The 22,792-nt window shown below is 68.8% G+C and carries 27 protein-coding genes; 18 read left to right on the forward strand and 9 right to left on the reverse strand.

Annotated features, from left to right (window positions below; all coding sequences use genetic code 11):
- The first annotated feature begins 687 nt into the window (after positions 1 to 687).
- From H5J31_RS19295 to H5J31_RS19335, 9 genes are all read left to right on the forward strand, one after another.
- Entirely contained in the window at positions 688 to 2,721 is a 2,034-nt protein-coding gene (locus tag H5J31_RS19295; protein ID WP_181773997.1) for a neutral/alkaline ceramidase, read from the forward strand.
- Positions 2,722 to 2,737: 16 nt separating this feature from the next.
- Entirely contained in the window at positions 2,738 to 3,700 is a 963-nt protein-coding gene (locus H5J31_RS19300) for a sphingomyelin phosphodiesterase (protein WP_181773998.1), read from the forward strand.
- Positions 3,701 to 3,734: 34 nt separating this feature from the next.
- Entirely contained in the window at positions 3,735 to 5,039 is a 1,305-nt protein-coding gene (locus tag H5J31_RS19305; protein WP_181773999.1) for an MFS transporter, read from the forward strand.
- Positions 5,036 to 6,436: a pyridoxal phosphate-dependent decarboxylase family protein gene (locus tag H5J31_RS19310; RefSeq protein WP_181774000.1), complete on the forward strand. Its 1,401-nt coding sequence runs from the start codon at positions 5,036 to 5,038 to the stop codon at positions 6,434 to 6,436. The genes H5J31_RS19305 and H5J31_RS19310 overlap by 4 nt, the downstream gene beginning before the upstream one ends.
- Before the next feature lie 76 nt (positions 6,437 to 6,512).
- Complete coding sequence (locus H5J31_RS19315) at positions 6,513 to 6,944, forward strand: SRPBCC domain-containing protein (protein WP_181774001.1); 432 nt, start codon at positions 6,513 to 6,515, stop codon at positions 6,942 to 6,944.
- Complete coding sequence (locus H5J31_RS19320) at positions 6,934 to 7,269, forward strand: ArsR/SmtB family transcription factor (protein ID WP_181774002.1); 336 nt, start codon at positions 6,934 to 6,936, stop codon at positions 7,267 to 7,269. The genes H5J31_RS19315 and H5J31_RS19320 overlap by 11 nt, the downstream gene beginning before the upstream one ends.
- Entirely contained in the window at positions 7,266 to 7,727 is a 462-nt protein-coding gene (locus tag H5J31_RS19325; protein WP_181774003.1) for an SRPBCC family protein, read from the forward strand. The genes H5J31_RS19320 and H5J31_RS19325 overlap by 4 nt, the downstream gene beginning before the upstream one ends.
- On the forward strand, positions 7,724 to 8,413 hold the full coding sequence (locus H5J31_RS19330; RefSeq protein WP_181774004.1) for a DUF899 domain-containing protein: 690 nt from the start codon (positions 7,724 to 7,726) through the stop codon (positions 8,411 to 8,413). The genes H5J31_RS19325 and H5J31_RS19330 overlap by 4 nt, the downstream gene beginning before the upstream one ends.
- 516 nt (positions 8,414 to 8,929) lie before the next feature.
- Positions 8,930 to 9,226, forward strand: a complete 297-nt coding sequence (locus H5J31_RS19335) for a hypothetical protein (protein ID WP_181774005.1) — start codon at positions 8,930 to 8,932, stop codon at positions 9,224 to 9,226.
- A 5-nt stretch (positions 9,227 to 9,231) separates the two neighbouring features.
- Here H5J31_RS19335 and H5J31_RS19340 read toward each other — a convergent pair whose 3' ends face one another.
- Genes H5J31_RS19340 through mrf form a run of 4 tightly spaced genes read right to left on the reverse strand, consistent with a single transcriptional unit; the run spans position 9,232 to position 11,997 of the window.
- A complete protein-coding gene (locus tag H5J31_RS19340) occupies positions 9,232 to 10,335 on the reverse strand; it encodes a GTP-binding protein (protein WP_181774006.1) in 1,104 nt (367 codons plus the stop codon).
- Positions 10,332 to 10,490 (reverse strand): 50S ribosomal protein L32, encoded by a 159-nt coding sequence (gene rpmF, locus H5J31_RS19345; RefSeq protein WP_181774007.1) that lies wholly within the window; start codon positions 10,488 to 10,490, stop codon positions 10,332 to 10,334. Before rpmF ends, H5J31_RS19340 begins: the two co-directional genes overlap by 4 nt.
- Positions 10,490 to 10,747: a type B 50S ribosomal protein L31 gene (locus H5J31_RS19350; RefSeq protein WP_181774008.1), complete on the reverse strand. Its 258-nt coding sequence runs from the start codon at positions 10,745 to 10,747 to the stop codon at positions 10,490 to 10,492. Before H5J31_RS19350 ends, rpmF begins: the two co-directional genes overlap by 1 nt.
- Positions 10,744 to 11,997: a ribosome hibernation factor-recruiting GTPase MRF gene (gene mrf, locus H5J31_RS19355; protein ID WP_181774009.1), complete on the reverse strand. Its 1,254-nt coding sequence runs from the start codon at positions 11,995 to 11,997 to the stop codon at positions 10,744 to 10,746. The genes H5J31_RS19350 and mrf overlap by 4 nt, the downstream gene beginning before the upstream one ends.
- Positions 11,998 to 12,081: 84 nt before the next feature.
- Here mrf and rpmB point away from each other — a divergent pair, with 84 nt between their 5' ends.
- The 6 genes from rpmB (at position 12,082) to cobA (ending at position 14,780) form a co-directional block, all read left to right on the forward strand.
- The gene (rpmB, locus tag H5J31_RS19360; protein WP_181774010.1) at positions 12,082 to 12,318 is read left to right on the forward strand and encodes a 50S ribosomal protein L28; all 237 of its coding nucleotides are present in this window, start codon (positions 12,082 to 12,084) and stop codon (positions 12,316 to 12,318) included.
- Positions 12,318 to 12,485 (forward strand): 50S ribosomal protein L33, encoded by a 168-nt coding sequence (gene rpmG, locus H5J31_RS19365; protein ID WP_116205050.1) that lies wholly within the window; start codon positions 12,318 to 12,320, stop codon positions 12,483 to 12,485. The genes rpmB and rpmG overlap by 1 nt, the downstream gene beginning before the upstream one ends.
- Positions 12,485 to 12,790 (forward strand): 30S ribosomal protein S14, encoded by a 306-nt coding sequence (gene rpsN, locus H5J31_RS19370; protein WP_181774011.1) that lies wholly within the window; start codon positions 12,485 to 12,487, stop codon positions 12,788 to 12,790. Before rpmG ends, rpsN begins: the two co-directional genes overlap by 1 nt.
- Entirely contained in the window at positions 12,787 to 13,035 is a 249-nt protein-coding gene (rpsR, locus tag H5J31_RS19375) for a 30S ribosomal protein S18 (RefSeq protein ID WP_181774012.1), read from the forward strand. Before rpsN ends, rpsR begins: the two co-directional genes overlap by 4 nt.
- Before the next feature lie 65 nt (positions 13,036 to 13,100).
- Entirely contained in the window at positions 13,101 to 13,508 is a 408-nt protein-coding gene (locus tag H5J31_RS19380; protein WP_181774013.1) for an ankyrin repeat domain-containing protein, read from the forward strand.
- Between the two features lie 54 nt (positions 13,509 to 13,562).
- Positions 13,563 to 14,780 (forward strand): uroporphyrinogen-III C-methyltransferase, encoded by a 1,218-nt coding sequence (cobA, locus tag H5J31_RS19385; protein ID WP_181774014.1) that lies wholly within the window; start codon positions 13,563 to 13,565, stop codon positions 14,778 to 14,780.
- On the opposite strand, the gene H5J31_RS19390 is transcribed toward cobA, so the two are convergent.
- Both H5J31_RS19390 and H5J31_RS19395 read right to left on the reverse strand, forming a co-directional pair.
- Positions 14,768 to 15,328, reverse strand: coding sequence for a GNAT family N-acetyltransferase (locus tag H5J31_RS19390; protein ID WP_181774015.1), 561 nt, complete (start codon positions 15,326 to 15,328; stop codon positions 14,768 to 14,770). The two genes, cobA and H5J31_RS19390, sit on opposite strands and share 13 nt — an antisense overlap.
- Complete coding sequence (locus tag H5J31_RS19395) at positions 15,318 to 16,199, reverse strand: alpha/beta fold hydrolase (protein WP_181774016.1); 882 nt, start codon at positions 16,197 to 16,199, stop codon at positions 15,318 to 15,320. Before H5J31_RS19395 ends, H5J31_RS19390 begins: the two co-directional genes overlap by 11 nt.
- A gap of 152 nt (positions 16,200 to 16,351) precedes the next feature.
- On the opposite strand from H5J31_RS19395, the gene H5J31_RS19400 reads away from it, so the two are divergent.
- The 3 genes from H5J31_RS19400 to H5J31_RS19410 all read left to right on the forward strand — a co-directional run bounded on the left by H5J31_RS19400 (position 16,352) and on the right by H5J31_RS19410 (position 19,927).
- On the forward strand, positions 16,352 to 17,194 hold the full coding sequence (locus H5J31_RS19400; protein ID WP_181774017.1) for a crotonase/enoyl-CoA hydratase family protein: 843 nt from the start codon (positions 16,352 to 16,354) through the stop codon (positions 17,192 to 17,194).
- Positions 17,195 to 17,233: 39 nt separating this feature from the next.
- Positions 17,234 to 18,937 (forward strand): AMP-binding protein, encoded by a 1,704-nt coding sequence (locus H5J31_RS19405; RefSeq protein ID WP_181774018.1) that lies wholly within the window; start codon positions 17,234 to 17,236, stop codon positions 18,935 to 18,937.
- 231 nt (positions 18,938 to 19,168) lie between these two features.
- Entirely contained in the window at positions 19,169 to 19,927 is a 759-nt protein-coding gene (locus tag H5J31_RS19410) for a D-Ala-D-Ala carboxypeptidase family metallohydrolase (RefSeq protein WP_181774019.1), read from the forward strand.
- Positions 19,928 to 19,976: 49 nt separating this feature from the next.
- Here H5J31_RS19410 and H5J31_RS19415 read toward each other — a convergent pair whose 3' ends face one another.
- The 3 genes from H5J31_RS19415 to H5J31_RS19425 are packed head-to-tail and all read right to left on the reverse strand — an operon-like array spanning position 19,977 to position 22,791.
- On the reverse strand, positions 19,977 to 20,609 hold the full coding sequence (locus H5J31_RS19415) for an NUDIX hydrolase (RefSeq protein ID WP_181774020.1): 633 nt from the start codon (positions 20,607 to 20,609) through the stop codon (positions 19,977 to 19,979).
- A complete protein-coding gene (locus tag H5J31_RS19420; protein ID WP_181774021.1) occupies positions 20,606 to 21,820 on the reverse strand; it encodes an adenylosuccinate synthetase in 1,215 nt (404 codons plus the stop codon). The genes H5J31_RS19415 and H5J31_RS19420 overlap by 4 nt, the downstream gene beginning before the upstream one ends.
- Positions 21,817 to 22,791, reverse strand: coding sequence for a hypothetical protein (locus H5J31_RS19425; RefSeq protein ID WP_181774022.1), 975 nt, complete (start codon positions 22,789 to 22,791; stop codon positions 21,817 to 21,819). Before H5J31_RS19425 ends, H5J31_RS19420 begins: the two co-directional genes overlap by 4 nt.
- Between the last annotated feature and the right edge of the window lies 1 nt (position 22,792).

Here is a 22,792-nt window from a genome sequence, read left to right on the forward strand (position 1 = left end):
GTCCAAGGTTGCGAAAGTGCCCTTCGCAACACCTCTCGGCGCGGCTTCATTGCAGGAGCTCTTGGCTGCGCGGTTCTGGACTGCCAAGGGAGCCCGACCACAAAGGACGTTCCAGTGGTCAAAGGTCTGATCGATACCTCAATGTACGGTTCTCGACCAGGGTCGTGAGTGGCAATGATGGTTCTAACCCAATGTCACGTAGCTTAAGTTGATCTTGGGTGAATCTCGATCGTCACTGGTGACGGTGCTCGGCTGGGGTGGTGAAGGCCTCCTTGCCTACCTTGAAGGTAGTGAAGGAGGCCTTCATGGACGCGCGATCCGACATGTCACGTTCGCCCAGCCGTACCCCGGGTTCGATGCCGGCGACTCATCGAGCCCGATCGATCAGGCCGGTAGCCGCCGAAGGACGCATCCCGAGATCGACTTAAGCTCCGTGGCAAGTGTCGTTCTAACCCTCTTTGTCACTCGCGACCCCTTCTGAGTCAGTGCAAATCGCTCGAAACAGGCATCGGCATCCCGAAAACGCCTTTTGTGGATCACTCGGTAACCCGTCCTTGCCACTCATGACACGTGCGGTCTCGTCGCAGTCCCCACGTCTTTTGTGGGTTGCGACGGTGAGCCCCATCACGTAGCGTCCCGGCCACGAACATGAAGTCGGTTCATGTTCGTGGCCGGGAGGTGCTACTCATGGCGGTGAGCCGGAGGCGGGTTCTTGCGGGTGCGGCGGCCTTGCCGGTCGCGGCGAGCGTGCTCGGCGCGACGAGTGCCGAGGGTGCGCAGGTGGCACAAACGCCCCGGCAGCAGGGTTTCCGGGTCGGTGTCGGCATCTCCGACGTCACCGGCCCGGCCGCCGAGAACGGCATGATGGGCTACTCGATGCCGCAGCAGCAGACCGCCGGCATCCACCTCCGCACCCGGGCGCGGGCCTTCGTGGTCGACGACGGTGCCAAGCGGATCGCGTTCGTCACCGCCGACCTCGGCGCGCTGTTCCAGTCGGTCCATCAGGGCGTGATGCGCAAGCTCACCGCCGCGTACGGCGACCTCTACACCGAGCAGAACGTGCTCCTCAACGCGACGCATACCCACTCCGCGTGCGGCGGCGATTCCCATTACGCCGCTTATGATCTGGCGATCCTCGGCTTCCAGCAGGAGGTCTACGACGCCGTCGTCGGCGGGATCTTCGAGGCGATCGCCCGGGCGCACGAGAACCTCGCGCCCGGGTCGATCCGGCTGGGCCGCGCCGAGCTGACCAAGGCGAGCGTCAACCGCTCGCGCAAGGCATTCGACCTCAACCCGAAGGCCGACAAGGACCACTTCCCGCAGGCGATCGATCCGGCCGTCACGGTGCTGCGGTTCAGCCAGAACGGCGCCGACGTCGGCGCTATCAGCTGGTTCGCCACGCACGGTACGTCGATGAGCAACGGCAACCACCTGATCAGCGGCGACAACAAGGGTTACGCCGCCTACGAGTGGGAGCACGACCACGCCGGTGTCCGGTACCTGGACGGGAATCCGCGGTTCGTCGCCGCGTTCCCGCAGACCAACACCGGCGACATGAGCCCGAACCTGAACCTCTCGCCGGGGACGCCGGAGACGGAGTTCGAGAACACCCGCACGATCGGCGATCTGCAGTTCCGTGCGGCGAAGAGCGCGTTCGACGCGGCGGCCGAAGCCGTGACCGGCGGCGTCGACCACCGGATGTGCTACGTCGACATGTCCGATGTCGCCGTCGATGCGAAGTACACGCCGAACGGACGGCCGCAGCACACCTGCACGGCCGCGATCGGGGTGTCGATGCTCGCCGGCAGTCGCGAAGACGGCCCTGGCCTGCCGCTGCCGGAAGGCGTGAAGAACCCGTTCATCGACTGGCTCGGCGGCATCGACGCGCCGATCCCGCAGGCGCTCGCCGACGCGCAGGCGCCGAAGGTGGTCGCCGTCCCGTTCGGCGCGATGAAGCCGTATCCGTGGACGCCGGAGGTCCTGCCGCTGCAGATCGTCCGGATCGGACAGGTGCACCTCGTGGCCGTGCCCGCCGAGCTGACCATCGTCTCGGGCCTGCGGCTTCGCCGGACCGTCGCCGCGGAACTCGGTGTCCCGCTGGAGAACGTACTCGTCCAGGGCTACGCCAACGCCTACAGCCAGTACGTCACCACGCCCGAGGAGTACGACTCGCAGCAGTACGAGGGCGCGTCGACGCTGTATGGCCGCTACACGCTTCCGGCGTACCAGCAGGAATTCGCGAAGCTCGCGGCGGCGATGAAGGCCGGGAAGACCGTGCCGCACGGGCCGACACCGCGAGACCTGCGCGGCAAACTGATCAATTTCCAGCCCGGCGTCGTCTTCGACAGCGCGCCCGCGTTCAAATCCTTCGGCGACGTCCTGGTCGACGCGAAGAGCACCTACGGCCGCGGCGAGCAGGTCGCCGTCGAGTTCGTCACCGGACATCCGAAGAACGACCTCCGGCGTGGCGACACGTTCCTGGAGATCCAGCGGCTGGTCGACGGCAAATGGGTCCGCCACGCCGACGACGGCGACTGGGATACGAAGTACCACTGGGCGCGGACCTTCGTCGCCGAATCGAAAGCCGTCGTCCACTGGAAGATCCCCCCGAACGCCCCGATCGGCAAATACCGCGTGGTCCACTTCGGCAACTGGAAGAACGGCTGGAACGGGGCGATCTCCGCCTTCAGCGGGACTTCGCGGACCTTCGTCGTTTCTTGACCGGAAAGGCTCTTCTGTGCGGAAGCTCGCCGTACTCGTCTTCGCCACCGTCGCTCTGCTTTCGGGTATGAGCGTGCCCGCGAACGCCGCCACCTCCGTGAAGGTGATGGCCTTCAACATCTGGCAGCTGCCGTGGATCGCGAGCCCGAACACCTCGGACAAGGAGGCGAGGGCACGGGCAGCGGAGTCGGTCATCCGCGCGAACGACGCGGACGTCGTCGTCCTCGACGAGGCGTTCAGCGCCCAGGCCGAGGGAATGCGGAACCGGCTGAAGGACGTCTGGCCGCACCAGACCCCGCTCGTCGGCCAGTACTGCAAGACCTCCGCGGGCTGGACGTCGGTGAACGGGAACTGCTCGGGTTCGCCGTTCGTGGTCAACGGCGGGGTGACCGTGCTCAGCAAGGCGCCGGTGACCGAGCAGCACCAGCTGGTCTTCCGCAATTCCTACTCGGGCACGGCGGACTACCTGTCCAACAAGGGCGCGGCGCTTGCCCGGCTGGTCGTGAACGGCAGGCCGCTGTGGATCGCGGGCACCCATATGCAGGCCGACGAGGGACCGGAGACGCTGCCGAAGGCACACGACATCCGGATGGCGCAGCTCGGCGAGATCCGGGACCTGGTCACGAAATACGCACCCGCGGCCGAGCCGGTCGTCGTCGCCGGGGACCTGAACATCGAGTACTGGGCGGGACAGGCGCGCAAGGACGGCCTCGGCCGGACCCAGGTCCAGCAGGGCGAAGCCGTCCTCGACGGCGTACTGCGCACGACCGGCGAAGGTGACTACACCTTCGACGCGGCGACGAACCCGAACGCCGCGAAGTCCGTTCCGACGACCTACCGCGACTCGCTCGACTACGTCGGCGCGCTGCGCACGGGCGGCCGCCCACTCGCCGCTGTCGGCCCGGTACGGCTCGTGCATTACGACGGTGGCACGATTCCCTCCGACCACTACCCGGTGGTGGCCAAGATCCAATACTGAGGCCTTCATCGGGAGAACCGCCTCGAGGAGGATCATGGCAGCCCTGCCAGCACGGACGAGGTATCGCTACTCGCTCGGCTCGTTCGTCACCGGCCCGTTCGGCACGGTTCCCGGACTGCTCCTCCTGAAGTACCTCACCGACACGATGGGCGTCGCGGCCGGCGTGGCCGGTTTGATCGTGTTCGTTCCCAAGGCATGGGACGTGCTCTTCAACCCGATCGCGGGCAGGCTGTCGGACGCGGACATGGTCCGCACCGGCAGCCGCCGCAGGTTCCTGCTCTATGGCGGCATTGGCGTCTCGATCCTCTTCGCGGCCCTCTTCGCGCATCCGGGCTTCGGCGGTCCGGTGCCCGACGCGATCTACGTCGTCGTCGTGTTCCTGTTGTGCGCCACCGCGTACGCGTTCTTCCAGGTGCCGTTCAACGCGCTGCCCGCCGAGCTGACGGACTCCGCCGACGAGCGGACGAAGCTGACCAGCATCCGGATCGGATTCCTCGCGGTCGCCATCCTGATCTGCGGCGGCGGGGCCCCGGCGATCACCGAACTCGTCGGCGGGATCGCGGGCTACCGGGTGATGGGCGTGTTCATCGCCGTGATCATCCTGCTGGCGACGCTCGGCGTGTACTTCGGGCTGAAAGACGCGCCGGTCGGCGCGCTGCGGCCGAATACGGTGAGCCCGCGTGAATTGTTCCGGACGCTCGCGCAGTGGCGGCCGTTCCGCTGGCTGCTGAGCGTCTATTTCATCCAGGCGCTCGGCATCGGCACCGTGCTGGCCGCGATCCCGTTCTTCGCGGAGCGGATCCTCGGCAGCTCCGGCTACTCGACGGTCCTGTTCGTCGGCTTCGTCGGCCCGGCGCTGCTGACCATGCCGCTGTGGCCGCGGCTCGGCGCGAGTGTGGGGAAGCTGGCCGGATTCCGGATCGCCACCGCCGCGTTCGGCATCGGCCTGCTGGGGCTGCTCGGCGCTCAGGTCTTCCCGTTCGCCGTCACGATGGTGTTCGTCGCGTTCTGCGGTGTCGGGTACGCGGGCATCTCGGTGTTCCCGCTGGCGATCCTGCCGGATCTGATCAGCGACGAGGAAGAGAGGACCGGCGAGACCAGGGCCGGTGTCGCGGCCGGTGTCTGGACGGCGTCGGAGACGCTGGGGCTCGCGCTCGGACCTGGGATCTGGGGTCTGGTTCTGCAGTTCGGCGGCTATCAGTCCAGCCTCGGTGTCGGCGCCGAACAGCCGTCGAGCGCGCTCACCGCCATCCTGCTCGGCGCGTCGATCCTGCCGGCCGTGTTGATCGCGCTCGGCATCCCGCTGCTGCGGAAGTCCGTGCTGGAGCGCCGGTCGTGACCGCCGAGGACGTCCTGCGGGAGTTGCGGGAGCTGCGCGCGGGAGACCTGCCGACGCACGGCGGCCGGACCTTGGCCTACGTCTACGACAGTGGTCTGTCCGAAGTGGACGAACTGGGTGCGGCGGCACACGCGCTGGCGTCGTCGGCCAACGGTCTCGACCCCACCGCGTTCCCCAGCCTGTTGCGGATGGAGAACGACCTCGTCGGTGCCGCCGCGCGGTTGCTGGGCGGCACGGGGGAGACGGTCGGTTCGGTGACCTCGGGCGGCACGGAGTCGTGCATGCTCGCCGTGCTGGCCGCCCGCGACGCCCGCCCGGACGTGCCTTCGCCGAGCATCGTGCTGCCGACGACGGCACACGCCGCGTTCCACAAGGCCGCGCATTTCTTCGGTGTGCGCGCGATCCCGGTCCCGGTCGACCCGGTGACCTACCGCGCCGTGCCGGAGGCGATGGCCGCCGCCGTGGACGACACGACGGTGCTCGTCGTCGCGAGCGCGCCGTCGTACGCGCACGGCGTCCTCGACCCGATCCCCGAGATCGCGGCGCTGCTCGACGGCGTCCGCTTCCACGTGGACGCGTGTATCGGCGGCTGGGTGCTGCCCTACCTGGACCTCGGCCCGTTCGGGTTCGACGTCCCCGGAGTCACCAGTGTTTCGGTGGACCTGCACAAGTACGCGTACTGCCCCAAGGGCGTGTCGGTTCTATTGCACGCCAACGCCGAACTGCGCAGGCCGCAGTATTTCGCCAGCGCGGACTGGCCCGGGTACACGATGCTGAACACCACGCTGCAGAGCACTCGATCCGGTGGTCCGCTCGCCGCGGCGTGGGCCGTCGTGCGTCATGTCGGCGAGGAGGGCTACGCGAAGCTCGCTTCGGCCGCGCGCGAGGCCGCCGTCGAGATCCGCGCCGGAATCGAGGCACTCGACGGCCTACGTGTCCTCGGTGATCCGGTATCGACCCTGCTCGCGTTCACCGTGGACGCCGACGCGGGTTTCGACCTGTTCACCGTCGCGGACGAGATGCGGGAGCGCGGCTGGTACGTCCAGGCGCAGTTCGCCCACGAGACGTCGCCCGCGAACCTGCACCTGACCGTGACGGCCGCGAACCGGGGGAGTGAAAAGGAGTTCCTCGACGGTCTCGCCGCTTCGGTAGATGCTGCCCGCGAGTCCGGCCCCGTCGTCGTCGATCCGCAGGTCGCCGAGTTCGTGGCCGCGCTGGATCCCGCGACACTGACGTCGGAGCAGTTCGCCGGTCTGCTCGCGGCCGCGGGACTCGGCGGCGAAGCGGGACTGCCCGGCCGGATGGCGGAGATCAACGCCTTGCTGGCCACGGCACCGGGCCCGTTGCGGGAGCGGCTGCTGCTGGAGTTCCTCGGGGCGCTGTACACACCCTCCTGAGTCAAGCCTTGACGCAATCCGTCGGTTGCTATACAAAGTTATAGCAACCGATTGATTGCTACTTGAGGAGGCTGTCGTGGGATTCCCCGACCGGATCGAACGCACCGTCGAGATCGCCCATCCGCCCGCGAAGGTCTGGGCCGCGCTGACCACGGCCGAAGGCCTCGGCACCTGGTTCGGCAACCAGGCGAGCATCGACCTGCGGCCCGGCGGCGACGCCGAGATGAAGTGGGACGAGGGACACCGGGCGAACATGCGCGTCGAGCGCGTCGAGGAGCCGGAGATCTTCGGCTTCACCTGGAACATCTACGGACTGCCCGACGACGACCCTCGCCGCACCTACGTCGAGTTCACCCTTGAACCGGTGGACGCGGGTACCCGGCTCACCGTCGTCGAAACCGGCTTCTCCCAGCTCCCGGACGAGCTCCACAGCGTCGCGTTCGACGGGAACACGAAGGGGTGGGCGGCCGAACTGGGTGAACTGATCGAATACCTCGATGCCGCCTGACACCGAAGCGATCGCCGAACAGGTCTTCGTCGCACTGGCCGACCCGAGCAGGCGGAGCATCCTCGCCACGCTCGCCTCGGGCGGCCCGGCCACGGCGACCGACCTCGCCGACCGCCTGCCCATCACACGGCAGGCCATCGCCAAACATCTGGCGTTGCTCACCGACGCCGGCCTGGTGACCCCGGAGCAGGGGGAGCGGCGCCGGGTCCGCTATCGGCTCCGCTCGGCCCCGATGCAGGTCGCCCAGCAATTCCTGGCGGCGTTGGCCCGCGACTGGGACGGTCCGCTCGCAGCCCTGAAAGACCATCTGGAGGGAACAGCATGAGCTTCACGACCAGTTTTACCGTCGACCAGACGCCACTGCAGGTCTTCGACGCCTTCAACGACGTCCGCGGCTGGTGGTCCGAGGAGATCGACGGCGGCACCGTCGACGTCGGCGACGAGTTCGCCTACCACTACGAGAAGGTCCACCGCTGCCGGATGCGCGTCACGGAATCCGTACCCGGCCGCAAGGTCTCGTGGCTGGTGCTCGAGAACCACTTCGAGTTCACACGGGACGAGACCGAATGGGTCGGCACCACGATCACGTGCGAGATCGCCGGGAAGGACGGCGAGACCGAGGTCCGGTTCACGCACCACGGGCTGGTTCGGGAATACGAGTGCTACGACGTCTGCCACAAGGCGTGGACGTTCTACGTCGGCACCAGCCTGCGCGCGCTGATCACCACCGGCGAAGGGCGGCCGAACCGCCAGAGCGTGCTGCCCGCGGAGTTGGCGCGATGAAGACCGTCACCCCCGAGGAGTGGGAAGAAGCGCGGCTTCGCTTGCTGGTGAAGGAAAAGGAACTGACCCGCGCCCGGGACGCGCTCGCCGCGGAACGACGGCGGATGCCGTGGGTCGCGGTCGAGAAGCCGTACGAGTTCGAAGGCCCGTCGGGGAAGGCGAGTCTGCTCGACCTGTTCGAGGGACGCCGTCAGCTGATCGTCTACCGCGCTTTCTTCGACCCGGACGTGGAAGGCTTTCCCGACCACGCCTGCAAAGGCTGCTCGCTGGTGGCCGACCAGGTCGCGCATGTCGCGCATCTGAACGCGCGCGACACCACACTGGCGTTCGCTTCGCGAGGATCGCAGCCGGACCTCACGCGGATGAAGGCGCGGATGGGCTGGACGATGCCGTGGTACACGATCACCGGCGACTTCGACGTCGATTTCGGGGTCGGCGAATGGCACGGCACCAACGTGTTCATCCGCGAGGGTGACCAGGTCTTCCGCACCTACTTCATCAACAACCGCGGGGACGAGGCGCTCGGGGGCACGTGGAGCTACCTCGACCTGACTGCTCTCGGGCGGCAGGAGGAGTGGGAGGACTCGCCGGAGGGCTACCCGCAGACCCCGCCGTACGAGTGGTGGAACTGGCACGACGCCTACGAGGGCGCCGAACCCGCCGGTGGCTGCTGCGCCGGCTCGTGAGTGGCGGGGACGGTTATTGAGCAGAAAGGCAACGGTGGCGTGTTCTGTCGGTCGCCCGCGCGCCGACCTCGGGTGTTGCGAAAGCCACTTTCGCAACGTTGAAGGTTGCGAAAGTGGCTTTCGCAACACCCGGGACTCCGCCGCCCACGAGGACCGCAGACCCGCGTCGAAGGGGACTTTCCCCTCACTGTACAAGCGGAAGTCCCCTTCACCCCGCTGATCACCGGTCCGTGAAGGCCTCCTTGAGGGACCCAGAGTCCCTCAAGGAGTCCTTCACGGACTCGGCACCCGACACGACACCTTTGCCCTGCCCCTCAATAGAACCGTCCCCGCCACTCACGAGCACCTCGGCCCATCGCAACACGGCCTGCCCGGGAGGCCGCGCGGACCAGCCGGAGGAACCCGGCCTTCCCCAGTACGGGTGCGGGTACTCGGTCGGGTGAGAGCGCTGCTGACCGCGTAGTCCGGTGCTACGGTCCGCCTGATCAGGCAAGATCGATCAGGAAGGACCCGGTGATGACCGCCGCGCACACCGAACACGCCGGCCACACGCACACCCACGGCGAGGGTTGCGGCCATGTCGCCGTACCGCATGGCGACCACGTCGACTACGTGCACGACGGTCACCTGCACCGCGCTCACGACGGGCATTTCGACGAGTGCGAGGCCGGTGGCCACATTCCTCACCAGGGTCACGACCACACCCACGGCGAGGGTTGCGGCCACGTCGCCGTACCGCATGGCGACCACGTCGACTACCTGCACGACGGTCACCGCCACGCCGCGCACGGGGACCACTACGACGACCACTGACACCTTCAGTGAACGTGTACCGCCTCCCACTCCGGGAACGGATCCGAGCCGCCGAACAGGTCCACAGTGGACAAGCATCCGTCGAGCGAGTCCGTCAGTGCGTCCTTCTGCAGACCCACCCCGATGAACACGAGTTCCTGCCGTGGCGCCTCCTCGACGCCCTGAGGCTCGAACCGCGCGACCGTCCCGGCCTGCGACCACAATCCGGTCACCCCGGGCCGGGACGCCAGCGAGAAGAATCCCTTCGAGCGCAGAACCGTGCCGAACTCGCCGGAATCGAGCCGTCCGACGAAGTCCCACAACCGTTCCGGGTCGAAGGCCCGCCGCGAGCGGAAGACCACGCTGGAGATCCCGTACTCCTCGGTCTCCGGCACGTGATCGCCGTTGAGTTCGGCCACCCAGCCGGGTGCCTCCTGCGCTCGTTCGACGTCGTAGCGCCCGGTGCCGAGCAGCCGGTCTAGCGGGACCCGGCCATGGGTCGAGACGAGTACTTCGGCGGCGGGATTGAGTCGCCGTAGTACCGCCGTCAGCCGTTCGAGCGATGCGGGCAGGACGAGATCCGCCTTGTTGAGCAGGAGGACGTCGGCGAACTCGATCTGGTCCATCAGCAGGTCGCTGACGGTCCGTTCATCGCCGTCGTACTGGTCGAGCCCGCGTTCGGTCAGCGCGTCGCCGGACGCCAGTTCCCGTTCGAAGTTCACCGCGTCGACCACGGTGACCATCGTGTCGAGGCGCGCGGCGTCCAGCAGGGTGACGCCGTCCTCGCGGGCGAAGGAGAACGTCGCGGCGACGGGCATCGGCTCCGAGATCCCGCTCGATTCGATGAGCAGGTAGTCGAACCGCCCGTCCGCGCAGAGTCGCGAGACCTCGTCCAGTAGGTCGTCGCGCAGGGTGCAGCAGATGCATCCGTTGGTCATCTCGACGAGCCGTTCCTCGGTGCGGGACAGGCTGTTCCCGTCCCGCACCAGGGCGGCGTCGATGTTGACCTCGCTCATGTCGTTCACGATCACCGCCACCCGCAGCCCTTCGCGGTTGGCGAGGACGTGGTTGAGCACGGTCGTCTTGCCCGCACCGAGGAATCCGGACAGCACCGTGACCGGCGTCGTCACTCTCCACCTTCATGGAAATGTTTCATGAGCTTGCGCGGCACGAGTTTCGTCTCGCCGTTCACCTTGATCGGCACCAGATCCGGTACGGCCGCCTTCCACTGCGAGCGCCGGGAGCGGGTGTTGCTGCGCGACATCTTGCGCTTCGGGACGGCCATTACTTCGCACCCCCGCGGCGCCCGTAGCGGCGGTGGAACTTCTCGACCTGGCCCGCGGTGTCCATGATCCGCTGGTTGCCGGTCCAGAACGGATGCGACCACGAGCTGATCTCGACGTTCACCAGCGGATAGGTGTTGCCGTCGGTCCACTCGATGCTCTGTTCGGACGTCGCGGTGGACCGCGTCAGGAACGCGTCGCCGGTGGAGAGGTCTTTGAACACCACGGGGTGGTAGTCGGGGTGGATACCCGGTTTCACTGCGTTTCGTCCTTTCGGTTCGACACGTTCGCGTCGTGCTTCTCGGGGTCGATTTCCGTGTCCTCACACGGTTCTTCGTGCCACTCGCCGAACGGATCCGGGTACCGGAGCCATTCCTGTTCGTCGGCGGCGAGCTCCTCGTCGGTCAGCAGTGCCCCGCGCAGGGCGGCCTCGACCTCGTCCGGCGTGGCCTGATCCGTGACCACGACCAGTTCCTGTGCCCGGTCGCCGAACAGCGGATCCCAGCGCAGCGAGGCGAGCGTGCGGCGTTCGGGGGAGACATCGGCCCAGTCCGGCCCGTCGGGCGCGGCCAGCCACGCGCCGGCGTGCCCGACGCCGAGACCGCCGCCCGCGGACTCGATCCAGAGCGCCATGTCCGGCTGGCTCGCCACCCAGAGCCGTCCTCGGCTGCGGACGACGCCGTCGAGCAGGACGTCTATCGCGTCGTGAAGGCGTTCCGGGTGGAACGGGCGCTGCGAGGTGAAGGTGAGCAGCCCGATCCCGCAGTCGGTGTGCAGCGGTGGTTCGCCCTGCAGCAGCGGTCCGTGCATGTCGGTGACCTCGCCGCGGCGGGCCCCGGCGGGGACCGCGTCCAGCACGGTCTTCCCGTCGACGGCCGACAGTTCGATGCGCGGGATCGACGGCGCGACCCGGTCGAGTACGGCCGACGCCTTCGCCGCGGACCAGGCGTCGGTCGCCGCGCCCGCGAGCACGAGCAGGTCGGCGAACTCCACCTGCGACAGCGCGACCTGGGCGACCGTCCGCTCGTCTTCCGGGCTGGCCTGCAGGTTTCGCTCGGCCAGGGTTTCGTCGCCGGTGGCGTCCGTCAGCCACTCTGCGCACTCGACGACGGCCAGAACCGCCTTGAGGTCGACGTCTTCGATCACCGGCCGGTCGCCGACCAGGACGTTGCGCAGCGCCCAGCTGACCGGCTCGGGCTCCATGGCCTCGTCGAGCCGGACGACGATGCGGCGCACCTGAGGCATCCGCGAAAGCTTGCGCAGCAACGGTAAGAGGTCTTCGCGAAGAGTGCACGAGACGCAGCCGTGCGCCAGTTCGAGGACCGTCAGCCGGGCGCGGTCGCCGAGCCGGATCCGCCGCCTGACCACTCCGGAGTGAATCTGCCTCAGGTCGTGGTGCACGACGGCGGTACCGGGCCCGGCCAGGCGCAGCCGCTCGGCGAGGTCGGCGTTGGGTCCCGGTGCGAGGCCACTGATCAGGACGAGGGGCACGCGCGGGTTTTCGGTCACTGAAGCTCCGGGGCGTCGATTGCGGGTTGGTTCGACTGTGTACAGTAAATGAAAACGACAACCGATATCAACTTGGGAGGGTGCATGTCAGCCGTGTGCCAGGTCACCGGCCGCAAACCGGGCTACGGGAAGCAGGTGTCGCACTCGCATCGGCGCACGTCCCGGCGCTGGGAGCCGAACCTGCAGGCCAAGCGGTACTTCGTGCCGAGCGAAGGGCGCTGGGTCCGGCTGCGGGTCTCGGTGAAGGGCATGAAGACCATCGACAAGCGGGGGATCGAGGCCGTGGTGGCCGGACTCCGCGCGAAAGGGGTGCAGCTCTGATGGCCAAGAGCACCGACATCCGGCCGATCATCAAGCTCCGCTCGACCGCCGGGACCGGCTACACCTACGTCACGAAGAAGAACCGGCGGAACAACCCGGACCGCATGGTGCTGCGCAAGTACGACCCGGTCGCGCGCAAGCACGTCGAGTTCAAGGAGGAGCGCTGATGGCCAAGAAGTCCAAGATCGCCAAGAACGAGCAGCGCAAGGTGATCTCCGCGCGGTACGTCGAGCGCCGCCGTGAGCTGAAGGCCACCATCGCCTCGCCGTCCGCGTCGTCCGAGGCGAAGGCGGCCGCTGTGTCGGCCCTGCAGGCGATGCCGCGCGACGCCAGCGCGACCCGGATCCGCAACCGCGACACCGCCGACGGCCGCCCCCGCGGCTACCTGCGGAAATTCGGGCTCTCCCGGGTCCGGATGCGGCAGATGGCGCACAACGGCGAACTGCCCGGCGTCACGAAGTCGAGCTGGTGAGCGCGATGCCGAAGCCGAATCGGGACCGCCCGCTCAAGCGCAAGACGAATCTGTTGCACGCCAACAAGATCACCGAGGTCGACTGGAAGGACGCCGACCTGCTGCGGAAGTTCATCTCCGACCGGGGCAAGATCCGCGCCCGCCGGGTCACCGGGCTGACCCCTCGGCAGCAGAAACAGGTCGCGACCGCGATCAAGAACGCGCGGGAGATGGCGTTGCTGCCCTACCCCCACGCGGGCCGCTGACGCCGCCGGTCCGGGCGGTGCGATACGCCGCCCGGACCGCGGCTCGGCGTGGAAGAATCGGCCGTATGACGGAGAACCCCGGACAGACCGAGGAATTCGATCCCGAACTGCTGGAGCTGTGGGCGAAGGTGTTCGGGTTCGCCCGGGCCGGCGCGACGACCGATCTCGCCGCGTACCTCGACGCGGGCGTTTCGGCCAACCTGACCAACGACCGGGGCGACACCCTGGTCATGCTCGCCGCCTACCACGGTCACGCGGAGACCGTGGCCGCGCTGCTCGAACGCGGCGCCGACCCGAACCGCGAGAACGACAAGGGGCAGAGCCCGCTGGCCGGCGCGGTGTTCAAGAACGTGCCCGAGGTCGTGAAGGCGCTCCTCAAGGGCGGTGCGGACCCGAGGGCGGGGGAGCCATCGGCGATCGACGCGGCCAGGATGTTCGGCAACACCGAACTGCTGACCCTGCTGGAGAGCTGAGGTAGTTCTCACTCGGATCGCGGTTCGGGGCGCTGTCTCCTTACACTGCCCCGCATGGATGACCCGCATTACCTCTCCGGCCTCGACCTGGCCGGCCGTCGTGTCGTGATGATCGGTGGCGGGACGGTCGCCCAGCGCCGCCTGCCCCGGTTGATCGGCGCCGGCGCGCGGGTCGAACTCGTCTCGCCGCACACCACGCCGTCGGTCAGCGCCATGGCGGACGCCGGCGAGTTCGTCTGGCACGAGCGCCCCTACACCGAGGGCGATCTCGTCGATGCCTGGTACGCGCTGGCGTGCACGAACGACCCCGAGGTCAACGCGGCGGTCTGCGCCGAGGCCGAACGCGAGCGGGTGTTCTGCGTCCGAGCCGACGACGGCGACCTCGGCAGCGCGGTCACCCCGGCCTCCGGACGGCACGGCGGACTGCTGGTCGGCGTCCTCTCCGGCGGCGAGCCGCTGCGGTCGGCCACCGTGCGCGACAGCATCCTCGACGGCCTTCGCGCCGGTGTCGTCGCCGACGGCCGAGTGCCGGACGTCCACGACGAGCTTCCCGGTGTCGCGCTGGTGGGCGGCGGCCCCGGTGACCCGGAACTGATCACCGTCCGCGGCCGCAGGCTGCTCGCCCGGGCCGACGTCGTCGTCGCCGACCGGCTGGCCCCACGCGAACTGCTCGACGAACTCTCGCCCCATGTCGAGATCGTCGACGCCGCGAAGATCCCGTACGGCCGCGCGGCCAGCCAGGAAGTGATCAACTCCACGCTGATCGAGCGGGCCAAGGCGGGCAAATTCGTCGTCCGGCTCAAGGGCGGCGACCCGTACCTGTTCGGCCGCGGTTTCGAAGAGGTCCTCGCCTGTGCCGAAGCGGGTATCCCGGTGACGATGGTCCCCGGCATCACGAGCGCGTTCTCCGTGCCCGCCGTCGCGGACATCCCGGTGACGCACCGGGGCGTCGCGCACGAGGTCGTCGTGGTGTCCGGTCACGTCGCGCCGGGCGACGAGAAGTCGCTGGTGGACTGGGATCTGCTGGCGAAGATGCGCGGCACGATCGTGCTGATGATGGGCGTCGAACGCCTCCCGCTGTTCACCAAGGCGCTCCTGGAAGGGCGGCCGGGGGACACGCCGGTCGCGATCGTCGAGGACGGCACGATGCGCACGCAGCGGGTGCTGCGCTCCACTTTGGACAGTGTGGTCGACGACGCCGCGGCAGCCGGGGTGCGGCCGCCCGCGGTGATCGTCTTCGGGCCGGTGGCGGGGCTGGCTCAGCCCTCGTAGCTCCGATCCGAGACGTAGATCCAGTCGATCCCGTCGTCGCCCGGCGTGTCGAGGTGCTCCGTGCGGGCCAGACCGGCCCGGACGGCCACCCGCTGCGACGCGAGGTTCCCCGGCCGGACGCGGGCGATCACGAGATCGTCCGGCCGGTGGACGCGTGCCCAGTCCACCGCTGTGGCGGCGGCTTCGCTGGCGTACCCGGAACCCCAGGAAGACGGGAAGAACCGGTAGAAGAGGTTCAGGACCGGGTGCCGTCCGAAGCCGACGAGCTTGACGCCGCAGACCCCCAGCGGATCCGGCACGTCGTGCCGCCGGACCACCCAGTACCCGAACCCGTACCGGTTCCACTGATGTGACCAGAGCTCGAGCAGTAGTTCGGCGTCCTCGCGCGTCTCCAGCATGTCGGAGGGGTTGTGCTCGCAGGCCTCCGGATCGTTGTGGAGGGCGAAGATCGCGTCGAGGTCGTCCTGGTCGGGACGGCGCAGGACGAGCCGGTCGGTCCGGACCTCTTCGGCACCGGAGTTCCGGGTCGCCGCCGGCTCAACGGTCATGACATCGCGCGGAGAAGTCGGTGATGGCTTCGGTCAGGCGGCTCGGGTCGAAGCGCAGTTCGACCGGGCTGCGTGCCTGGACGAACTCGGCGGCTGGCATGTCCTCGGCCAGGGAATCGGCGTCGCCGAAGGGGTGGATCGGATCGCCTTCGTGGCCGATGACCAGCGCGGGAGTGGTGATCTTCCGCCGGACCGACTTGGGCGGCGCGATCCGGCCGAACAGCACGCCGTGCAGGAGCGCGGCCATCGGCGCGGGCTGCTGCGAGAGCGTGTCGGTGACGACGTCGACCCACTGGTTGCCGTGCGGGACGAGTTTCGCCACCAGCGCCACCCCCTGCACGGTCACCGGCAGGAACCGGGCGGCCATGAGCAGCGGCGCGAAGGTGATCAGCCCGGAGACGATCGCGTTGTCCAGTACCGGCATCTCCACGACCAGCCCGAGCGCGCGTTCCGGCGCGGCGACGCCGACTTCGAGTGCGACGTTGGCGCCCAGCGACGTCCCGCCGATCACGGCGGCGTCGATGTCCAGGTGGTCCAGGAGGGCGACGGTCTGCTCCGCGAACGCGGGCATCGAGTACAGCCATGAGTCGGTCGGGCGGTCCGAATCGCCGTGGCCGAGCAGGTCGAGGGTGATGGTCCGGAAACCCGCACGCGCCAGTTTGCGCGCGAGCGGGGCGTGCATCCGCCTGGTGAGCATGATCCCGTGGGTCAGCACGACCACTCGATCGCCGGAGCCGAACTCGGTGTAGGCGAGCCGGTGACCCTCATGGGTGAACGACCCCGACAGTTCGATCGGGCGGGAGGAACGTTCCGGTGCGGGGATCGGTGCGGGCAGGTCGGCGACCGCGGTGGCGCTGCTGGCCGGGCTCATATCCCACCGTCCTTACGTCGATCGTCGGTACTCGCCGGTAGTACTCGCTGGTACCAGGAAAGCATCTCGCGGCCACCCAGGCACAGTGGCCATCGGGCGGGCCATCGAGTGGCCATTGGCAGCCTGTCAATCACATGAGTCAAGATGACCCTATGACCGCTACAGCTGACAGTCTTCCCGATCTCGTGTCGCTCAAGGTGGAGATCGACGGGCACGTCGCCGAAGTGACACTGCTCGGCCCGTCCAAGGGCAACGCGATGGGCCCCGATTTCTGGCGCGAACTGCCGATCGTCTTCCGCGCGCTGGACGCGGACCCGCAGGTCAGGGCGGTCGTGCTGACCGGAAGCGGCAAGCACTTCTCCTATGGGCTCGACCTGCCCGCGATGATGCCGAGCTGGGGCGAAATGCTCGGCGGCGACGCGCTCGCGGGCCCGCGGACGAAGTTCCTCGACGAGGTCAAGACCCTCCAGGCGAGCGTCTCCTCGATCGCCGAATGCCGCAAACCGGTCATCGCGGCCATTTCCGGCTGGTGCATCGGCGGCGGTGTCGACGTGATCGCGGCGGCCGACGTCCGCCTGGCGAGCGCGGACGCCAAGTTCAGCGTGCGCGAGGTCAAGGTCGCGATCGTGGCCGACCTCGGCAGCCTGCAGCGGCTCGCGCCGATCGTCGGCGAAGGGCACCTGCGCGAACTGGCGTTGACCGGCAAGGACATCGACGCGGCCCGCGCGGAGAAGATCGGCCTGGTCAACGACGTGTACCCGGACCAGGAGGCGCTGCTGGCCGAGGCGCGCAAGATGGCGCTGGAGATCGCGGTCAACCCGCCGCTGGTCGTGCAGGGCACCAAGAACGTCCTCTCGGCCAACACCGAACGCCAGGTCGCCGACGGCCTGCGGTACGTCTCGGCCTGGAACGCGGCGTTCCTGCCCAGCAAGGATCTCGGCGAGGCCGTGCAGGCGTTCCTCGAGCGGCGCGCGCCCGAGTTCAAGGGGGAGTAGAAAGAACCGGCGGCCACCCAGCGGACCAGGAGGACGATCGTGAGCGCTTCGGAGGCACACCGCACGTTCCGCGAGGCGCGGGACTACCTGCAGACCCATCGCGAGGACTACGAAACCGCGTATCGCGACTTCACCTGGCCCCGGCCCGCCGAGTTCAACTGGGCGCTGGACTGGTTCGACGTCGTCGCCGCCGATCCGGCCAATCAGGACCGGTACGCGCTGTGGATCGTCGAAGAGGACGGCGCCGAGAACCGCTGGACCTACCCGGAGATGGCGCGCCGGTCGAACCAGGTCGCGAACTGGTTGCGCTCGCTCGGCGTCCGCCGAGGCGATCGGCTGATCCTCATGCTGGGCAACCAGGGTGAGCTGTGGCAGACGATCCTCGCCGCGATCAAGCTGGGCGCGGTCATCATCCCGGCCTCGACCCTGCTCGGCCCGGCGGACCTCACCGACCGGGTCGAGCGGGGCGCGGCGAAACACGTCGTGATCCGGTCCGCCGACGCGCACAAGTTCGAGAACGTCGCCGGGGAGTACACCCGGATCGTCACCGGCGAGCCCGTCGAGGGCTGGCAGTCCTTCGTGGACGCCTACGAGCAGCCGGACGCTTTCACCCCGGACGCGCCGACGGCCGCGGACGACCCGCTGTTGCTGTACTTCACCTCCGGCACGACCGCGAAGCCGAAACTGGTGCAGCACACCCAGGTCTCGTACCCGGTCGGCCATCTGTCCACAATGTACTGGATCGGCCTCGAACCGGGTGACGTCCACCTGAACATCTCCTCGCCGGGCTGGGCGAAACACGCGTGGAGCAACGTCTTCGCGCCGTGGAACGCCGAAGCGACGGTGTTCCTGTACAACTACGCGCGCTTCGACGCGGTTTCGCTGATGGCGCAGATGGAACGCTGCGGCATCACCAGTTTCTGCGCGCCGCCGACGGTGTGGCGGATGCTCATCCAGGCCGACCTGACCGTGCTGAAGACCCCGCCGGCCAAGGTCGTCGGCGCGGGCGAGCCACTGAATCCCGAAGTGATCGACCAGGTCGAAAAGGCTTGGGGCGTCACGATCCGCGACGGTTTCGGGCAGACCGAGAGCAGTGTCCAGATCGCCAACACCCCCGGCCAGGACGTCGTCCCGGGCTCGATGGGACGCCCGCTGCCCGGCTTCACCGTGGCGCTCGTCGACCCCGTCACCGGCGAACGGGCGCAGGAGGGCGAGATCTGCCTCGACCTCGATCACCGCCCTGTCGGCCTGATGACCGGCTACGCGGACGACGACGAGCGTTCCGCGGCCGCGTTCGCGAACGGGTTCTACCACACCGGGGACGTCGGCTCGATCGACGAACGCGGCTACATCACCTACGTGGGCCGTACCGACGACGTCTTCAAGGCGTCGGACTACCGGATCTCGCCGTTCGAACTGGAAAGCGTCCTGCTGGAACACGAAGCCGTCGCCGAGGCGGCCGTGGTCCCGGCACCCGACCCGATCCGGCTCGCGGTGCCGAAGGCGTACGTCGTGCTCACCAACGGACACGAGCCGACCGCGGCGACCGCGGAGTCCATCTTGGCCTTCTGCCGTGAGCATCTGGCGCCGTACAAGCGGATCCGGCGTCTCGAATTCGCCGACCTGCCGAAGACGATCTCCGGCAAGATCCGGCGGGTCGAACTCCGGGGCCGGGAGAGCGACGCCGCCGCGCGGCCGGCCGGGGAGTTCCGCGAAGAGGACTTCCCGCAGCTGAAGTCCTGACGCCCGGCGTCTCCCTCAAGTGCCATGAACGACCCGTTACTGGCAAAATTTGCCAGTAACGGGTCGTTCATGGCATCCGGGAGTCGTCGGACCCCGGTGTTTGTGGTGCGAACGACCGACACCATGGTGCCCGAAACCACGTTAGCGTGCTCAGCGGTTAATCGTTGACATGCCGTGGGGTGCATCGTCACACCGCGGACTCACCTTCCCTGCTCGAAAGGTGTTTCTGTCATGAGAATTCGTTTCGTGCTGCCCATGCTGGCCCTCGTGGCCGGACTCGGCACCGTGGTGGCCACGCCGGCGGCCGCGGATCCGGGGCCGGTGACGGCGGGCGACGTGGCGGCCGCCGACGCCTGCTACTCGTGGGGGCGTTCGTTGTCGCAGGGGGCGTCCGGTGAGGACGTCCGCCAGCTCCAGATCCGGGTCGCCGGATATCCCGGGTACGGCGGTGTGCTGGCCATCGACGGCCAGTTCGGCGCGGGCACCAAGGCCGCGGTCACCCGGTTCCAGCAGGCGTACGGGCTCGGCGCGGACGGCGTCGCCGGGCCTGCCACGTTCTCCAAGCTCTACGCGTTGCAGGACGACGACTGTTCACCGGTCAACTTCACCTACGGCGAGCTGAACCGGTGCAACTCGGACTGGTCCGGCGGCAACGTCTCCGCGGCGACGGCGAAGGCCAACGCCCTGGTGTCGATGTGGAAGCTGCAGGCGATGCGGCACGCCATGGGTGACCGGCCGATCGTGGTCAACGGCGGCTTCCGCAGTGTCGCCTGCAACAACGCGGTCGGCGGCGCGACGGGCAGCCGTCACCTCTACGGGGACGCCGTCGACCTCGGGGCGGGCGCGCAGGGTTTCTGCGGACTCGCACGGCAGGCCCGCAACCACGGTTTCAGTGAGATCCTCGGCCCGGGTTACCCCGGCCACGACGATCACACCCACGTGGCGCACCGCTCCGGCCGGTTGTGGTCGGCTTCGTCCTGCGGGATCTGAGACCGGCCGGTGTACCGGCCCGTCCTGGGGGCGGGCCGGTACACCGGCGTCATTCCCATCGCCACAGTGAAGGCGGCCTTCCGCCTTTGGGCAGCGCGGCGGCGTGCTCGGTGGTGCGCCGCAACCCCGGCACCCGTTCCATGGTCCGGCCCAGGTTGGCCGGATAGGGGCGTTCGCCGGTGAGCGCTTCGGTCGCGTCCAGCGCCTGCGCCGTCGTGAACGTCGGTCCCAGCAGGCCGGCGGTGAACGCGACGTCGCGCCAGAGCCGGTCGGCCAGCAGCGGACGGCAGTCCGCCACGATCCGGTCGTGGTCGAAAGCCAGCGAAGGCACCGCGCCCAGCCGGGTCCACACCACGGTTCCCGCCTCGGCCACCACGGACTTCGTGGTCGCCCAGAGGGCGATGGACAGCGTCGGGCCGCGAGGATCACGGTTCGGCTCGTCGAACGTGGTGAGCTGCCCGGTCGCCGAAAGTGCGTCCGACGGCAGGCCGAGTTTCGTGATCACCGCCCGCTCGCCCGCGTCCCGCAGCCGCTCCCCGAGCCCGAGCAGCACACCGGGCAGCGCCAGTTCCCCCTCGAACGGCTCGGCGGCCCGCGGCGCGATTCCCAGCAGTACGGTCCGGGCGTCCGGGTCGAACCTCACGACCAGCACGTCAACGGACACCGGTGTCGACTCGATCACGCGCTGATTCTCGACCTTGCCCCCGAAGCCACGGCGACCGGCTCCGAAATCCGGTAGGCCGCGCGGTCCGGGCCGTACCCCGTGACCGCCACCGGCAACCGGGCGCCGAACCACGCCACCGGGTCGGGCAGCGCGACGGCGGGCGAGTCGTCACCGGGCACGACCCGAAGTCCGGTCGCGTCGAGATGGGTCACCGCGAGCGCGTCCACCCCGTCGCAGGCCGCGATCGCGTAGTCCAGGAGCGCCGCGTCGAGATGCCCCGCCCGCCACGCGCCCTGGTACTCCCCGGTGCCGTTGTGGGCCTCCGGGAAACGGGCGAGCACGGCGGCGGATTCGGTCGGGAGCGGACCCGCCCCGTGCCGGGTCAGATAGGTGCGCGTGACACCCAGGACCGTATGCGGACGTCCGCCCAGCAGCTCTCGCGCGTTGTGCGGGGTGGTGGTCGACCACGTCGTATGCGGGTGGAAACCGTGGTGCTGGTCGAGGAGAACCCCCTGCGCTCCCTCGAAGACCAGCCTCCCGGTGTCGGCGAGCCGCCCCGTTTCGTCCCCGTCGGTGATCCGCACCGCGTCCGCGAAGTCGTGGTACAGCGCCACCAGCTCGTCCACGCCGTGCGGCGGGACGGCGAGCGGGGCGTAGAACCGCGCGAGCGCGTCCAGCTTGCGCCGCAGTACCGGCGGCCGGGCGCAGTCGGCGACCGTGGGCGCTTCCCCCGGCGTCCCGATCACCTCCTGGCTCTCCACCACGTCGCCCGGCGCCGCCCCGGACAGCAGCGAGTACCAGACGGTCTCGCCGATGCCCTTCCCGCACGAACCGTGCCGCCCGTCGCCGCGGGCGTCCTCCCGTGCCCGGTTGGCGTGGACGTGGAACGGCGTCGTGAGCAAAGCCCGGCCGTCCACACTCAGCAGCGAGAGCGGATCCCGGACGCCGACGGCTTCCAGCTGCCGGCTCTCGGCGGCCAGGGCGAACGGCTCGACCAGTACGAACCGCGACAGATGGGTGGGTACGCCGGCGAACGTGCCCGCGCCGAACTGGCTGAACGTGTGGTGCCGTCCGTCCGCGACGACGTTGTGCGCGGCCTGCGCACCGCCGTTGAAGCGGACGACGGCGGTGGTGGGCCGGGCGGCGCAGAGCGCGTCGACGACCGCGCCCTTGCCTTCGTCGCCGAAGCCGAGCCCGACCACCACCACGTTCCCGTCCAAGGAACTCATCGCAGCACCACGTCGTCCGGGCCGCCCGCGTCGGGGACCGCCGAGGTCACGACGGCACCGGCACCGAGTTTCGCCAGCGCCTTGCCGACCGCCGCGCTCTCGGCGGCCGAGCCGACGTCCGCGAGATCGGCGAGCGCGCGGTCGACGTCGACGACCCGCTCCTCCAGCCCGATCGTGGCCGCGATGAGTTCGCAGACCGCGCCGGGATCGTCCAGCTTGAGGAAGTTCTGCCCGAGCAGCCCGCTCCAGTGCTCGCCGATCTCCGGATCGTTGTAGTACGAAGACTGGTTCGGCAGCACGAAGTAGACGTTCCACTTGCGGGCCAGCTCCCGGTACACCGAGGCGGGATCGATGTCCTCTCGCACGTCGTCGCCGATCACCCGGCGGATGTGGCGGGCCTCCAGAGCCGGCTTGTTCAGTTCGTCGCCGATGACGAACAGGTAGCCCTTGCGGCCGCGCTTCTGCCAGGCGTCGGTGACCACGTGCCGGGCCATGAAGTAGGCGGCCAGCTCGTAGGACTCGCTCTTCTGCCCGCCGCCACCGCCTTCGAGGAAGATCGTGCGCAGCTGCTCGTCCATCCGGTTGTCCGACTCGAACTGCCCGACCTGCAACGGGACCCGGTCGCTGTCGGCGTCACCGATCGCGCCGAACAGGACCTGCGGGTCGGCGAGGTAGCCCCGGCGCTTCAGCAGTCCGTGCAGCTTGCCGAGTTTGCCCTGCATGATCCGCGGCACGCGGCGCATCGAGCCGGTGACGTCGAACAGCACCGCGATCGGCGTCGAATCGGCGTGGTCGGCCGAATCCCGGCATTCGCGGACGGCGCCCGCCGGGTCGAGTGCCGGCGCGACCTTCCATTCCTTCGCGGGCCTGGAGCGCAGGCCGGCGGTGTAGCCGAAGTCGTCCTCGCCCTTCGCGGCGCGAAAGGTCTTCGCGGCCGCGTAAGCGTTGTCGTCCCAGTGTCCGTGTCCCATG

The organism is Amycolatopsis pittospori, from assembly GCF_013870525.1.
GTDB classification, from domain to species: domain Bacteria; phylum Actinomycetota; class Actinomycetes; order Mycobacteriales; family Pseudonocardiaceae; genus Amycolatopsis; species Amycolatopsis pittospori.

What these genes read in the sequence shown, in the direction of transcription:
- H5J31_RS19295 (WP_181773997.1), top strand. Translation starts at nt 688, where the DNA reads ATGGCGGTGAGCCGGAGGCGGGTTCTTGCGGGTGCGGCGGCCTTGCCG.
- H5J31_RS19305 (WP_181773999.1), top strand. Translation starts at nt 3,735, where the DNA reads ATGGCAGCCCTGCCAGCACGGACGAGGTATCGCTACTCGCTCGGCTCG.
- H5J31_RS19320 (WP_181774002.1), top strand. Translation starts at nt 6,934, where the DNA reads ATGCCGCCTGACACCGAAGCGATCGCCGAACAGGTCTTCGTCGCACTG.
- H5J31_RS19325 (WP_181774003.1), top strand. Translation starts at nt 7,266, where the DNA reads ATGAGCTTCACGACCAGTTTTACCGTCGACCAGACGCCACTGCAGGTC.
- H5J31_RS19330 (WP_181774004.1), top strand. Translation starts at nt 7,724, where the DNA reads ATGAAGACCGTCACCCCCGAGGAGTGGGAAGAAGCGCGGCTTCGCTTG.
- H5J31_RS19335 (WP_181774005.1), top strand. Translation starts at nt 8,930, where the DNA reads ATGACCGCCGCGCACACCGAACACGCCGGCCACACGCACACCCACGGC.
- rpmF (WP_181774007.1), bottom strand. Translation starts at nt 10,490, where the DNA reads ATGGCCGTCCCGAAGCGCAAGATGTCGCGCAGCAACACCCGCTCCCGG.
- rpmB (WP_181774010.1), top strand. Translation starts at nt 12,082, where the DNA reads ATGTCAGCCGTGTGCCAGGTCACCGGCCGCAAACCGGGCTACGGGAAG.
- rpmG (WP_116205050.1), top strand. Translation starts at nt 12,318, where the DNA reads ATGGCCAAGAGCACCGACATCCGGCCGATCATCAAGCTCCGCTCGACC.
- rpsN (WP_181774011.1), top strand. Translation starts at nt 12,485, where the DNA reads ATGGCCAAGAAGTCCAAGATCGCCAAGAACGAGCAGCGCAAGGTGATC.
- H5J31_RS19380 (WP_181774013.1), top strand. Translation starts at nt 13,101, where the DNA reads ATGACGGAGAACCCCGGACAGACCGAGGAATTCGATCCCGAACTGCTG.
- cobA (WP_181774014.1), top strand. Translation starts at nt 13,563, where the DNA reads ATGGATGACCCGCATTACCTCTCCGGCCTCGACCTGGCCGGCCGTCGT.
- H5J31_RS19390 (WP_181774015.1), bottom strand. Translation starts at nt 15,328, where the DNA reads ATGACCGTTGAGCCGGCGGCGACCCGGAACTCCGGTGCCGAAGAGGTC.
- H5J31_RS19395 (WP_181774016.1), bottom strand. Translation starts at nt 16,199, where the DNA reads ATGAGCCCGGCCAGCAGCGCCACCGCGGTCGCCGACCTGCCCGCACCG.
- H5J31_RS19400 (WP_181774017.1), top strand. Translation starts at nt 16,352, where the DNA reads ATGACCGCTACAGCTGACAGTCTTCCCGATCTCGTGTCGCTCAAGGTG.
- H5J31_RS19410 (WP_181774019.1), top strand. Translation starts at nt 19,169, where the DNA reads ATGAGAATTCGTTTCGTGCTGCCCATGCTGGCCCTCGTGGCCGGACTC.
- H5J31_RS19420 (WP_181774021.1), bottom strand. Translation starts at nt 21,820, where the DNA reads ATGAGTTCCTTGGACGGGAACGTGGTGGTGGTCGGGCTCGGCTTCGGC.
- H5J31_RS19425 (WP_181774022.1), bottom strand. Translation starts at nt 22,791, where the DNA reads ATGGGACACGGACACTGGGACGACAACGCTTACGCGGCCGCGAAGACC.